We start from the raw sequence: 13,636 nt of genomic DNA, 5'->3' as shown, positions 1-13,636 counted from the left end.
GATCTTGCTTCTTTCTGGTCAAAATACCCCGGGGGAGCCGCCGCAGGCGGCGGGGGCAGCGCCCCCTCACACCTTATTCCTTGCCCGAGCGCCATTCCTTCCACACCAGATAGCTGTTGGCGCCGAGCGAGGCGAAGGGCTCGGGTGGCAGGCGGGGCATGTCGGCTTCGGCCAGGAAGTGATTGGCTATCTCGGACCCGTTCCCCAGCAACAGCTCCGCCACGCCCATGCCTTGCAACGTGCCACGGACGGTGCCCAGCCCGTTCTGGCAACAGGCGGAAAACACCCCCTGATCCAGTTCACCGAAAGCGGCGGAGCCATTGCGGCTGAGGCAAAGCATACCGGCCCAGCGATGCTCCATCTTGACGCCGGGCAGGTGCGGGAATCGCTCGCGATACTTGCGGTCATGCACCCAGCCTGCATTGCGCAGCCGCATGTTGCTGGTCTCGATGGTGGGATTGAAAGTGGCACAGGTGCGGATCAGGATGCGGTCGCCATAGCGGCCGGAAATCCGCCGCACAGAGGTACCCATCGGATCGGCGGGAGTCACACCCCATCGCGGTTGCCCGCCCAATGTCCTGACCTGTTCTGCCGTCAGCCGTTCTGTCATCGAGGCGTAAAGGCAGATATGCATCAGTTGCCGCCGGAAAAAGCCGAAACTTTCCAGATGGCCGTTATTGGCAAGAACGATCCGCCCGGTGGCGATGCGTGCCTTGGGTGTCGTCACCTGCCAGCCCGCGCCCTGTTTCTCAAAGCCGGTGACCGGCGTGTTCTCGTAAACCTGGATCTGGTCCGCCAATCGGTTCGCCAGCGCACGGATATAACCTGCGGGCTGGATCATCACCGTACCGGGGCAGAACACGCCCGAGGTATAATGCGGGCTGCCGGTGACTTCGCCAATCTGCGCCTGATCCAGCAAGGTGCAGGGCTCTCCCAGACGCTTCAGATGCGCGGCATAGTCCCGGTTGTGCCGGTCCCCGGCCCGCGTCGCGGCGGCGTTGTACTTACCGCAGGGATCAAAGATTTCCTCCGGCAGGTCACACTCGGCGGCCACCTCCTTTGCAAAAGCGATAGCCCGGCGGTTCAGCGCAATGGCGGCACGGTCGGCCTCCAGCGCGTCGCCCGCGTAATTGTCCGACACCAGATCATGCGGCAGGTCGATCATGAAGCCTGAATTGCGCCCGGCCGAGCTTTCGGCAAAGCGGCCCGCCTCGACAATCGCGATTTTCAGCGACGGGTCCAGCTGATACAGCCGACGCGCGGCCGACAAACCGGCGAAACCGCCGCCGATGACGGTGACATCGGCGGTCTGGTCCTGCTCCAGAACCGGCAGCGGGTCCTGAGGCGGCAGGATGGCGTTCCATCCCGCGGCGCCGGTCTGCCGGGGCAGGCGTTTGGCGGTGTACCTGATCAATCCAAGGCCTCGTCAGCATCGTCCGCCAGATCGATCCAGATGGTTTTCAACTGGGTATATTGGTCATGAGCATGAACCGAGTTGTCGCGACCGCCAAAGCCCGACTGCTTGTAGCCGCCAAAGGGTGTGGTGATGTCGCCCTCACCAAAGCTGTTGACCGTGACCGTGCCCGCCCGGATCGCCCGAGCCCCGCGAATTGCGCGTTTGACATTGGCGGTGAAGATCGAGGCGCAGAGGCCGTAATCGGTGTCATTTGCAATCCCGATGGCCTCGTCAAAGCCGGATACCTCGATCACGCTCAGCACCGGTCCAAAAATCTCCTCGCGGGCCAGTTTGACGTTGTTGCCCTGCACCTCGACCACCGTCGCCTCGACAAAGCCATTGTTCGCCTTGCCGCCCAGCACCACCTTGTCGGCCTGCTCAAGATAACCGCAGACCTTGTCGAAATGTGCCGCCGAGACCAGCGCGCCCATGCGGGTTTCCGGATTAAGCGGATCACCCACGTTCCATTGCCTGGCATGATGCGCGATCCGGTCAAGCAACTCGGCCTTGACATCCTTGTGCACGATCAGGCGCGACGATGCCGAGCAATTCTCGCCCATGTTCCAGAACGCGCCGTTCACCACATGCGCTGCCACGCGGTCGAGGTTTTCGGCGTCATCCATGACGATGGCAGGGTTCTTGCCGCCCATCTCCAGCACCACCTCCTTGGCGTTGGATTCCGCCGAATAGGTCAGAAACCTTTTGCCGGTCACGGTCGAGCCGGTGAACGAGACCATGTCGATGTCCATATGCCGCCCGATGGGTTCGCCCACTTCGGCGCCACCACCAGGCACGATGTTCAGCACGCCGCGGGGCAGGCCGGCCTCCATCGCGAGTTCCGCGACACGCAGCGCGGTCAGGGTCGTTTCCGCCGCCGGTTTCACGACCACCGAACATCCCGCCGCGAGTGCGGGGCCGATTTTCCACGCCAGCATCAAAAGAGGAAAGTTCCACGGCAGCACCAGCCCCACCACGCCAATCGGTTCGCGGACCACCATGGCGATGTGGTTGTCGCTGGCAGGCGAGACCTGATCGTAAATTTTGTCGATCGCCTCGGCATGCCATTTGATGCAGTGGATGGTTTCCGGCACATCCACCGTCTCACAGTCATAGATGGTCTTGCCGCTGTCGATGCTTTCCATCACCGCCAACTCACGCGCATTGCGGGTCATCAACTTGCACAGCTGGATCAGAACCTCCTTGCGTTCGGACGGGTGCAGTTTCGACCAGCGCCCGTCTTCGAACGCTTCGCGCGCCTTTTCGACAGCAAGGTCCACGTCCGCCGCGCCACAGGCAGCGATGCGGGTCAATTCCTCACCCGTGGCGGGGTTCGTTGTCACAAAAGTCTCGCCCGAGATTGCCGGGCAGAATTTGCCGTCGATGAACGCTCCGGCGGGCAGGTCCAGATTGGCGGCGATGGATTTGTATTCGTCCTGCGTCAGCAATGTCATAGCTCAGCCCTCTGCCACGATGTCGGAGATTTTCTGTTTCAGCACGCGCGTCACCTGTTCAAGCGCGCGCTTGTCGTCCTTGTTCAGCCCTTTGAGTGGGGGCCGAACGGGACCGGCCTGAATGCCGTTCATGGAGACGCCATGCTTGATGGTCTGGATGAACTTGCCGCCCTGTTCCAGCACCCGCATCAGCGGCATCATCGCCGACATGATCCGTCGGCCCTTGGCAAAATCGCCCCGCACGACACAGGCCTCGTACAACGCTACGTGTTCGCGCGGCAGAAAATTCGACCCGCCGCACACCCAGAACGGCGCACCCCAGGCAAAGAACTCCAGTGCCTGATCGTCCATTCCGCAGCCCAGCTGGATATGCGGATAATCCCGCGCCAGCAGGTGCACCCGGTTGATATCGCCCGAGCTTTCCTTGATGCCGCAGAAATTCCGACTGCGTCCCACGCGGTCCAGGAACTCTTCGCCCATCATGGTGCCGGTGCGGTGCGGATAGTTGTACAGCATCACCGGCAGGTCGGCGGCCTTGTCGATGGTCAGAGCGTTCAGCGCATTTTCCCGGTCGGTCGGCACAGAATAAGGAGGCGAGGCCAGCAGGATCGCATCCGCGCCGATCTCGCGGGCGCCCGAGGCCAAGGCAATCGAATCCGGCGTCAGCATCGCGCCGGTGCCCACCACCAGCGGCAGCCGCCCTTTCAGCCGGTCGTGCGTGAACCGCGCCAGATCCAGCCGCTCACTCACAGTCTGGGCATAGTTCTCGCCGGTCGATCCGCCCGAGATCAGGCCGTGAACGCCGTTGTCGATCAGATAGTCGATGACATTCGCCAGACCGTCCCAGTTGACGGAGCCGTTCTCGTGATAAGGTGTCACGACAGGCGTATAGATCCCGTGGAATTGAAAGATTGGGGTCATTCGAAGTCCTCTAGGCAGTGGTTTTGCGTGCAACCGTTCCCAGCGGCACATCCAGCCCGGCGGGCATGACGAACAGCTCGATCTGGTCGCGCGACAGGTTCCAGTGATCGATTGCCAGCTGGGCGGCGGCGGCATCGTCCCCGGTTTCGATCGCGGCGATGATGGCGTCGTGCTGGGTGCTGGCTTGGGCCACGTTTTCAGCCATCGCTGCGCTTTGCGGGCGATAGAAAGTCATGGAAATGCGGGCGTGGTCGATCAGCAACCGCCGAAACGATGGCAGCAGATAGATGTTGTCGGCCATCTCGCCGGTGATCTCGTGAAAACGGTTGTTGGCCATGGCCCGATCCGCGCTTGAACCGCTGCGCAGGGCGTCCTTGAAATCCTCCTGCGCCGCTTTCAGCTTGTCGATCTGCGCAGGCGTTGCGTTCTTGGCCGCCAGTTGCAGAACCGCGCCATAGATCATCGGTGCCGCCAAAAAGAAATCACGCAAGGTGGTGTGGGACATTTCGGAAACCCGCGCCCCGCGTCCCGCGCGCAGTTCGATATAACCCTCACCCGCCAGTTCGCGGAACACCTCGCGCAGCGGGGTGCGGGACAGGTCGAACCTGTTGCACAAGCTCACCTCGTCCAGATCCTCGCCGGGCGCCAGCACCAAAGTCAGGATGTTGGTCCTGAGGTAATCGTGCACCTCGGCTTTGCGGTGTTTTCCGGTATCTTTCATGTTCAAAGCCTTCGGTGGCTGGTCGAGCCCAAACAGGGTCGATTCTTTTGGGATACGATGTGTACTAATCATGAATACATCTTGCATACAATCTTAAATCGTGCGATTTGATACTCCGGTGGTCAAAAAGGAATAACGGTGATGGCGGACCCGCAGCATTTCGTCTTCGCTTTGGTCGAGGAATTCACCCATATGGCGTTTTCCTGCGCGGTGGACCCGTTGCGCATTGCCAACTTGGTCAGTGGCCGCACATTGTATCGTTGGTCCTATGCCTCGGCTGACGGCAAGACCGCGACGGCGTCGAACGATTCGGTCACGCTGGTGCATCACGCCTTCTCCGAATTGCCCGCCTGTGACCGGCTGTTCGTGCTGTCCGGGATTCACATGAATGAACAGGACAATCGCGGCCTTATCGCCGCGCTGCGCCGCGCGCGGTCCCGCGGCACCCCGATCGGGGCGCTGTGCTCGGGCGCTTATATTCTGGCTCGGGCCGGATTCCTGGACGGGCAGCAGGCAGCGATCCACTGGGAATACCACGACAGTTTCATGGAGGAATTTCCCGAGGTGAATCTGGTGCGGAACGTCTTTGTGGTCGATGAAAGGCACATCACCGCATCCGGCGGCACCGCGACGGCAGATCTGATGCTGCACCTGATTGAACGCGATCACGGCTATGACCTGTCACTCGCCGTGGCCGATCAGATGGTTTACAACGCCGTGCGCAACGCTACCGCAGCCCAAAGAGTGTCGTTGCAATCGCGCAGCGGCATACGAAACCGGCATCTCGCCAAGGCGATCCAGATCATGCATGACCATCTGGACAATCCGGTGTCGCCATCGGCCATCGCCGACGAGGTCGGGATTTCGACACGCCAGCTTGAGCGCTTGTTCGGCAAATATCTGAACACCTCTCCCAAGAAATACTTCATGGAGATGCGTCTGGAACGCGCCCGCCACCTGTTACTGCAGACCGAGGCGTCGATCACCGAGGTTGCCTTTGCCTGCGGTTTTGAAAGCCCCGGCCATTTCTCGCGGGTGTATCGCGCCGCATTTGGCGTCAACCCGTCGCTGCAGCGGGACCGCCTGTCATAACCGCTTCAAAAGGTGAAGCCCCCGGCGATGATCCGGGGGCTTCTGCAGCGTCGCACGGGGTGCGTGTTCAGTTGATCGACACGGGGGCCAAAGCGTTCGACAAGCTCGCCTCCCCCTGACCGTGAATCGCGGGATTGTAACCGAGGATAGTATCCGTGCGCGCTGTTGTTAAAAGCTGATTGGCGATGGCGGTGGGGGTTGCCCCCGAAAATTTGTTCGACAGAACCGCCGCATAGCTGGCGACCATTGGCGCGGCAAATGATGTTCCCGCCAGGCCGGTCGTGCCACTTTCGACGCCGACCACCAGGAACTGCCCCTGAACCGTAGCATTGGTCCCGGCATAGTTGGAATAGCTGGCAAGCGACGCCTTGTTCGCGGCCGTGCCATGCCCGTCAAGGGCGCCGACAAACACGGCTGACGGCGCGCCGATCAGGTTTGTCGCAAGGTAATCAATCTGGCCCGCATAGGTGCCCGAGGCGATGACATCCCCGATGGCGACGCTTTCGTTGCCGGCGGATTTCGATACAAAGGCCGATCCGTCAAAGGCATAGTCGACGATCGAGATTTCCTGTGCGTCCAGACCGCCGAAGGCAGCCGGAAATTCCACCCAGCCATAGCTGGCGTTGATCACGTTGAACCCGTCGCCCAACGCAAACCCGGCGCCAGAGGTGAATTCATGCGACACCATCGTTGCAGATGGGGTGAGCATCGAAATCTGCGCCGAGGTCCACTCACCATGCCGCTTGCGTTTCAGGCCCTCGCCCAGATTGCCGAACAGCTTTGTGCGACTGTTGAAATCGTCGACCACCGTGACAGTCACGTTCTGGCCCAGATATCCGTCGCTCCAGGCGCTCTGAATGTCTGCGTGCATCCAGGAGTAATATGTTGGGGTGCTTGGCGCGGGGTCTTCACCGCCGCCGTTGCCGGGTTTGTCTGGCTTGTTCCCGCCACGCGCGGCGATCAGCAAGGGGCTGTCTTCGGCAATAACCGGGGTTGGTGCAAAGGCCGCAAGCGCGACGGCAGAGGCAAGCACGGGTGTCAAATACTTTAATTTCATCTGGCCCTCCAATTGGCAGCTGGACTTGGGGCAATCCAATAAGAATGAAAGACTAAGGTGAAATTTGGGCAAAAATGCAGACATATGGGCGTTTTGGAGTGTATTTTTGGAGTTTATGTGCGTCACTCGGGTTAATCCCATAGGCTTTCACGGATTGTTGTCAAAACCGGAACAGGTAGCGTACGTGAAGCTGCAACCGCTCCATGGGTGACTCGTCGAGCATGTAATTCAGCGTCTCTTCGGGTGGCAGGGTAGATGCAGCAAGCCGGCAGTTCACCGTCTGGACGCCACCGATGGCGCCATAGTCTGCGGCACAGCTGTCCTCGCTCAGATTGCCACCGATCAGGCCAAGCACAGAAAGCGACAGCGTGCTGCTGGGGGTCGGCTGTGTCTGATACACGAACCCCAGCCTCAACGCCGGATCAATCGTGTATTTCTCTCCACGTTCACCGGTGCTGAAGCCCCAATAGACGCCAAAATTCGGGTGCAACTCGGTCATCCAGGTAAAATGGGTGTCCGCCCACCGGCTGCCGTACCATTGTCCGAATGACACGCGCTGCCCATTGGCCAGCTCATAGCCACCGCGCCCGATCTTGCGAACGCTGTTGGACAGGGATGATCCGTCATTCGCCGAGATGAAATAGGTCTTGGACCACAGGTTTTGCGCCTGCCCCAAAGCCGGCAGCATGCAGGTGAAAACCACCACAACCGCCAACAGGACACCGCGCGTGCCGTTCAGCGCTTGCGGGAGCGGTGCGCGCATGCCGGTCTTGTGTGCGGAACCAGGCCTCATTGTCCGGGTCGCTCGCGTCTACTCGCGGCGATGGCGCGTCGCGCGCTGCGCTTCGGCCCGTCGGGCGGTGTCAGGAAGCAGCAGTGGCAATAACACCGGCGCACACAGCAACAGGAACTCAACGAGACTCATTTTGTCGATACCCTCCAATTGGCAGCTGGATTTCGGGTCGTTCGATCAAAAATGACAATCGCGGCAATTGTGAGGTGATAATCGAGCAAAGATGGCGATCATGCGGCAAAACGTGTTTTTGCGTTTCCTCTTTCGTCCCAGTTCTTCGCAACCGGGTTGACTGAGTTCAGAATTGAAACAGATACCGGACCTTCAGTCGAACATTCTCGACAGCCGAGCCATCAAACAGCCGCGAAAGAGAATCGCGCATGGGCCGTGAGTCTCGGGGCCGGCAATGTCCCGTCCAGGTCACGGTTTTATTCGGGTCAAGCGATCCGCACGTGCGTTCACTGTCCGAGGAGGGCGCCAGATCGAACAGTGAAAAAGACAGTGTGCTGTTCCTGGTCGTTTCCGTTTGCAAGGTCAGGCCCCGATTGAGGGCAAGCGGGCTTGTCTCTTCCACCCGGCGTTTTTTGGGGCGTTCACTGACATAAGTTGATGGCGTGGCGTCATTCGACTTCCACTGAAAGTTGGGCCCGTTCCACCCGTTCGGAATAAGATTGCGAAAGCTCCATTTGCTGTCCGCCTCGAATGTCGTGTCTGCTTCGACCGTTGCCGGAACAGGCGTGTCCAATGGCGGGACAGGTGGAATCCCAAACCTCAACCCGGCATCGCCCCCCTGTTGGGCCGTTGCGGAGGTTGCCAGAAAATACAACATGGATGCGGCCAGCACCGTCAGCCACCGAACGGGGGCCGCCGAGCCTGATTGGAAAATGCGTCGCGTCACCATTGCGGTCACGTCCTTGCCCAATGCGGAATCCCCTCGAGTGGAGTTGCAGAATACCAAAACTCTCGGCGACGGGTCTGAAAATCGCGTAAACGCTTTGCCGGTGTGGCATTGACGCACCAAGGGTGTCGAAAATACGGAGCGGAAGCGGCTGGCGAAGCCGGATTCCCTTTCAAGCCACCGGCGCGGCGCGGCGGCCTCTTCCACCTGATCGTATTATCCGCTAAACGCGTTCCGACCCGAGATTACTGGCGGATTGCGACCGATGAAATTCACTCTTTCCTGGCTCAAGGATCACCTGGATACCGAAGCGTCGGTTGACGAGATTGTCGAGGCGCTGACCGACCTCGGCCTTGAGGTCGAAGAGGTCGTGAACCCGGCCGATGCACTCGGGGATTTCACGCTCGGATATGTCAAGCATGCCGAAAAACACCCCGACGCCGACAAGCTGCGTGTCTGCAAGGTGGATACCAGCGAAGGCGAGTTGCAGATCATCTGCGGTGCCCCCAACGCGCGCCAGGGGATCACCGTCGTCGTCGCCAAGCCGGGCGTCTATGTGCCGGGCATCGACACCACCATCGGTGTCGGCAAGATCAGGGGTATCGAAAGCTATGGCATGATGTGTTCCGAACGCGAGATGCAGCTTTCGGACGAACATGACGGCATCATCGAACTGCCCACGGGCGAGGTCGGTGATCGCTTTGTCGACTGGCTGGCCGAGAATGATCCGGCCAAGGTCGATCCGGTGATCGAGATCGCAATCACCCCCAACCGGCCCGACGCGCTGGGCGTGGCCGGGATTGCCCGCGATCTGGCGGCGCGCGGTCTGGGCACGCTCAAGATCCGTGACTATGTGCCGGTGCCGGGCGACTTCAAAAGTCCGATCAAGGTGATGATCGATGACGACACGCTGGACGGCGCGCCGCATTTCACCGGGCGCCTGATCCGCGGCGTGAAAAACGGCCCCAGCCCGCAATGGCTGCAGGATCAGTTGCGCGCCATCGGCCTGCGTCCGATCTCGGCGCTGGTCGACATCACCAATTACATGACCTTCGACCACAACCGCCCGCTGCATGTGTTCGACGCCGACAAGGTACAGGGCGACCTGCGGGTCCATCGTGCCAAGGGTGGCGAAAAGCTCGTGGCACTGGATGAAAAGGAATACACCCTGCAGCCCGGAATGATGGTGATCTCGGACGACAACGGCCCCGAGTCGATCGCCGGGATCATGGGCGGGATGGAAACCGGCTGTACCGAGGAAACGGTCAACGTGTTCCTCGAAAGCGCGTTCTGGGATTACGTACAGATCGCGCTGACAGGTCGGGCGCTCAAGATCAACTCGGACGCGCGTTACCGGTTCGAACGCGGGGTCGATCCGGAATACACCCGCGAGGGGCTGGAACACGCCACCCAGATGATCCTCGATATCTGCGGCGGCGAGGCGTCGGACGTGGTCGAGGCCGGCAAGGCGCCGAACCACGCGCGCGCCTTCCGTCTGGATGCCGAGCGGGTGCAATCGCTGGTCGGCATGGACATCCCCGAAAGCGAACAGCGCCAGACCCTGACGCGGCTGGGCTTCCGGCTCGAGGGCAGCATGGCCCATGTTCCCAGCTGGCGACCCGACATCATGGGCGAGGCCGATCTGGTCGAAGAGGTCGCGCGCATCGCCTCGCTGACCAGGCTGCAGGGCAGACCTTTGCCGCGCATTTCCGAAGGCATCCCGAAACCTGTGATGACCCCGGCACAGCGCCGCCAGTCGATGGCTCGCCGCACCTGTGCGGCACTTGGGTACAACGAATGCGTCAGCTATACCTTCATCGACAAGGCGTCGGCGGCTCTGTTCGGCGGCGGCGATGACGCCACGATGCTGGAAAACCCGATCTCGTCCGAGATGAGCCACATGCGCCCCGACCTGCTGCCGGGCCTGTTGCAGGCGGCGGCTCGCAATCAGGCGCGCGGCTTCATGGATCTGGCCCTGTTCGAGGTGGGGCCGGTGTTCCACGATGGCGAACCGGGCGATCAGCAAACCCAGATCACCGGCCTGCTGGTGGGCCGTTCCGGTCCCAAGGATGTTCAGGGATCGTCGCGCCCGGTCGATGTGTTCGACGCCAAGGCCGATGCCGAGGCTGTGCTGGCCGCCATCGGCGCTCCGGCCAAGGTGCAGATCCTGCGCGACGGGCCGGACTGGTGGCACCCGGGTCGGCACGGCAAGATCTGCCTGGGGCCGAAAAAGGTTCTGGGCGTCTTTGGCGAACTGCACCCGCGCGTGTTGCAGGCCATGGATATCAAGGGACCGGCGATGGCCTTTACCATCTGGCCCGACGAGGTGCCGTTGCCGCGCAAGACCGGCGCGACACGTCAGGCGCTGGAGCTGCGTGACCTGCAGGCGGTCGAACGCGACTTTGCCTTTGTCGTCGACGCGAATGTCGAGGCGCTGACGCTGGTCAACGCCGCCGCCGGGGCCGACAAGGCTCTGATCGAGGACGTGCGCGTCTTTGACGAGTTCATCGGCGGCAGTCTGGGCGAGGGCAAGAAATCACTGGCCATCACGGTGCGCCTGCAACCGACCGAATCAACCCTGAAGGAAAAGGATATCGAGGCGGTCGCCGAAAAGATCATCGCCAAGGTCACCAAGGCGACGGGCGGCACTCTGCGCGGCTGATCCCGCCCAGGCACACCCACCGACGCAAATGCAATTCAGCTCCCGAAAACCCATCGGGAGCTTTTCCCGCGAAAACAACTGACTGATGTCGGGTGTGCGGGACGAAGCGGGCTTTCGATCTTTTCAACCCAAGGTCAGCTTTGTGTAGTTCGCGACCTAAGTGAAAAGTAAGACGGGTGGGACACATTTGTTCGCTGTGTATGTGAACGACTGGGGCAAGCAGGATGCGAACATCAAATGTTCTCGATGTTCAAACCAACTCCCAAGTGACCGGTGCCCCACATTTAGTGGCAAGCGACGCACCAATGAAATGTCCCTCGCGCCTCTGTAGTCCTACGGATTTCAAAACGGGGCCAGGAGGATATGCTTGTCTCCACGTCACGATGCTTGAAGAGGCATCGCCCACACCGGAACCGGACACGTGTCAGAGAGAGCGCGACCAGCACGAGACATCCTGCGCCGACCCCTTGCCCGGGGGATCGCCTGGGTGGTTGTCTGCGTCCTGGCGCTTGGGCTTCTCGCCGGTTTCGAGCGCAGCGCGCGGCTGGCCGACCTGACGGCGGAGAGCGATCGCCTTCACGCGGTCGCCTCACAACGCGTCGATCAGCACGATGCGCATCTGACGGCCCTGTCTGCCATCGCGGTGGCCGGAGCGGAGCAGCGTCCGGACCTCGTTCGCGAGGTCGCGGGCGCGATCATGCGGTTCTACCCCCGGATCATCGGCATTTCCCTCGTGCCGCTGGACGGAGAAGACGGCGTGCTGGAAATCGGGGTCCGCGAGACTGATCTCCGGGAGCTCATCCGCGCAAACGCCGAACGCTCGACCGGCGCGCCGGTCCTGGTGCGGCATCCCTCTGACCGCCCGGCCTACCTGATCGTCAAACGAAGCCCCAACTCCGACGCGGCGCGCTATGGGCTCGCCCTTGTCATTGATGCCGCGGCCCTGCTGGATGGAGACTCCGCCTATTGGACGCGGGCCGAGGCGTCGCGCTGGCTGGCGCTGCCGGACGGCACTCCGCTGATTGGCGTCGTCGCAGACTCCCACGCGCCGCAGTTTACTCGCGCCCTGTCGAGTGGCACGCAGCCGCTTGAACTGCAGACGGCGATCCGCATGACAATATCGGACATTCTGCCGCTGGGCCGGGTGGTCCTCGTCCTGGCCGTGATCGCATTGTGTGCCCTAGCGCTGCGCGTGATCGGCCGACAACGCGCCAAGGTCCGCGCCGCGGAGGCGCGGGCTGAACTCAGCGGTCTCGAAACCCGTCTCAGCCATGCATCCCGGGTGAACGCGCTCGGCGAGATGGCAAGTGGCATGGCGCATGAACTGACCCAGCCCCTGACGGCGATCCTGGCGCAGGCGCAGGCGGCCCGACACCTTGCCGCACGCGGAGACACAGACCGCGTCGCGGAGATTCTCGAGGAGGTCGTTGGACAGACGCGGCGCGCCTCCGCTATTCTGGAGCGCCTGCGGACGTGGACGCGGCCGGGGGAGCGCCACGCGGAACCCATCGATCTCAGAGACTGCATCCGCGTGGCGGAAAGCCTGCTCGCGGGACAGGCACAAGAGCTTGGCGCCAGCCTCACCCTGACGCTGCCACCGACGCCTCTGACGGTGGAGGGCGATCGGGTGGAAATGGAGCAGGTCCTGTTCAACCTGATGCGGAACGCGCTCGACGCGGTCGCCGAGAGTACGGGGACGCGGGAGGTTGCCGTTGAGGCGTCGCTCGACGCCGAGATGGTGGTGATCGAGGTGAGCGACACCGGTCCCGGAATTCGTCCGGATGTGCGGGACCGGCTGTTCATCCCTTTTGTCACGACCCGGGAGAACGGAACAGGCCTCGGCCTTGCGCTTAGCCATCGCCTTGTCGAGCGAGCCGCCGGCGATCTGACATTGGTCGAGGCCCGCGAGGGTGCACGCTTCAGGATCAGCTTGCCTCTGGCCCGTGCCGCCCGGGAGGCGGCGGAATGACCGCGCCGGTCTATCTTGTCGACGACGATGCGGCGGTCCGGGACGCTCTCTCGCTGCTGCTCTCCACCGTGGGGATCGATGTCAGGACCTTCGCCGGTCCCGAAGACTTCCTGTCGGCTCTTCCGAAGCTGGGCCCGGGCTGCCTGATCCTCGATATCCGGATGCCGGCAATCTCGGGATTGAAGCTGCAGGAACGCCTGACCGCAAGCGGTGTGGAATGGCCGACGGTGGTGATTTCCGGGCATGGCGATATCGAAGCCTGCCGAAAGGCGTTCCGTAATGGCGCCATCGACTTCCTGTCGAAACCGGTGGACGAGCAGGACCTCATTGACGCCATACAGAAGGGGCAGGCAGCACTGAGCAGGACCGCCGAAGCAGACGCCGAGCGCCGGGAAACACTGGCGCTCCTGTCCGGGCTGACGCCGCGCGAGCGGGAAGTCCTGTCATTCGTGGCGCGGGGCTTCGCGACCCGCGACATCGCCGCAGCGCTTAAAGTCTCCCCCCGGACGGTGGAAAGCCATCGCGCGGCGATCGGGGCCAAGCTCGGCACCACCTCGCCGGCCGAGATGACGCGTCTCTGGATCGAGGCCGAGCCCACTCGGTAGTTCTACGGAGG

11 protein-coding genes are annotated in these 13,636 nt (G+C 61.9%); 4 read left to right on the top strand and 7 right to left on the bottom strand.

The features are described 5' to 3' along the window. Positions 1 to 73 precede the first annotated feature (73 nt). Genes AC2FMY_RS13090 through AC2FMY_RS13075 form a run of 4 tightly spaced genes read right to left on the bottom strand, consistent with a single transcriptional unit; the run spans position 74 to position 4,621 of the window. Positions 74 to 1,414: an NAD(P)/FAD-dependent oxidoreductase gene (locus tag AC2FMY_RS13090; protein WP_496807485.1), complete on the bottom strand. Its 1,341-nt coding sequence runs from the start codon at positions 1,412 to 1,414 to the stop codon at positions 74 to 76. Then, positions 1,411 to 2,907 carry an aldehyde dehydrogenase gene (locus AC2FMY_RS13085; protein WP_496807484.1) on the bottom strand — a complete coding sequence of 499 codons (1,497 nt, stop codon included), beginning with the start codon at positions 2,905 to 2,907 and terminating at the stop codon, positions 1,411 to 1,413. Before AC2FMY_RS13085 ends, AC2FMY_RS13090 begins: the two co-directional genes overlap by 4 nt. 3 nt (positions 2,908 to 2,910) lie before the next feature. Beyond that, the gene (locus tag AC2FMY_RS13080) at positions 2,911 to 3,828 is read right to left on the bottom strand and encodes a dihydrodipicolinate synthase family protein (protein ID WP_496747069.1); all 918 of its coding nucleotides are present in this window, start codon (positions 3,826 to 3,828) and stop codon (positions 2,911 to 2,913) included. 10 nt (positions 3,829 to 3,838) lie between these two features. After that, the gene (locus tag AC2FMY_RS13075) at positions 3,839 to 4,621 is read right to left on the bottom strand and encodes a GntR family transcriptional regulator (RefSeq protein WP_496747072.1); all 783 of its coding nucleotides are present in this window, start codon (positions 4,619 to 4,621) and stop codon (positions 3,839 to 3,841) included. Between the two features lie 69 nt (positions 4,622 to 4,690). On the opposite strand from AC2FMY_RS13075, the gene AC2FMY_RS13070 reads away from it, so the two are divergent. After that, entirely contained in the window at positions 4,691 to 5,641 is a 951-nt protein-coding gene (locus AC2FMY_RS13070; RefSeq protein ID WP_480750729.1) for a GlxA family transcriptional regulator, read from the top strand. 67 nt (positions 5,642 to 5,708) lie between these two features. Here AC2FMY_RS13070 and AC2FMY_RS13065 read toward each other — a convergent pair whose 3' ends face one another. The 3 genes from AC2FMY_RS13065 to AC2FMY_RS13055 form a co-directional block, all read right to left on the bottom strand. Next, the gene (locus AC2FMY_RS13065) at positions 5,709 to 6,698 is read right to left on the bottom strand and encodes a S8/S53 family peptidase (protein ID WP_496747075.1); all 990 of its coding nucleotides are present in this window, start codon (positions 6,696 to 6,698) and stop codon (positions 5,709 to 5,711) included. Between the two features lie 160 nt (positions 6,699 to 6,858). Then, on the bottom strand, positions 6,859 to 7,461 hold the full coding sequence (locus AC2FMY_RS13060; protein WP_480750727.1) for a hypothetical protein: 603 nt from the start codon (positions 7,459 to 7,461) through the stop codon (positions 6,859 to 6,861). Between the two features lie 328 nt (positions 7,462 to 7,789). Beyond that, positions 7,790 to 8,413 carry a hypothetical protein gene (locus AC2FMY_RS13055; protein ID WP_496747077.1) on the bottom strand — a complete coding sequence of 208 codons (624 nt, stop codon included), beginning with the start codon at positions 8,411 to 8,413 and terminating at the stop codon, positions 7,790 to 7,792. Positions 8,414 to 8,654: 241 nt separating this feature from the next. On the opposite strand from AC2FMY_RS13055, the gene pheT reads away from it, so the two are divergent. From pheT to AC2FMY_RS13040, 3 genes are all read left to right on the top strand, one after another. Beyond that, positions 8,655 to 11,051 carry a phenylalanine--tRNA ligase subunit beta gene (pheT, locus tag AC2FMY_RS13050; protein ID WP_496747079.1) on the top strand — a complete coding sequence of 799 codons (2,397 nt, stop codon included), beginning with the start codon at positions 8,655 to 8,657 and terminating at the stop codon, positions 11,049 to 11,051. Between the two features lie 487 nt (positions 11,052 to 11,538). After that, the gene (locus AC2FMY_RS13045; protein WP_480749495.1) at positions 11,539 to 13,020 is read left to right on the top strand and encodes a sensor histidine kinase; all 1,482 of its coding nucleotides are present in this window, start codon (positions 11,539 to 11,541) and stop codon (positions 13,018 to 13,020) included. Further along, positions 13,017 to 13,625 (top strand): response regulator transcription factor, encoded by a 609-nt coding sequence (locus tag AC2FMY_RS13040; protein WP_496747082.1) that lies wholly within the window; start codon positions 13,017 to 13,019, stop codon positions 13,623 to 13,625. Before AC2FMY_RS13045 ends, AC2FMY_RS13040 begins: the two co-directional genes overlap by 4 nt. Positions 13,626 to 13,636 lie beyond the last annotated feature (11 nt).

It is taken from the genome of Ruegeria sp. YKSE079 (assembly GCF_059612845.1).
The sequence above is the reverse complement of the archived record's forward strand: the minus strand, read 5'-3'. Positions and strand labels throughout refer to the sequence as shown.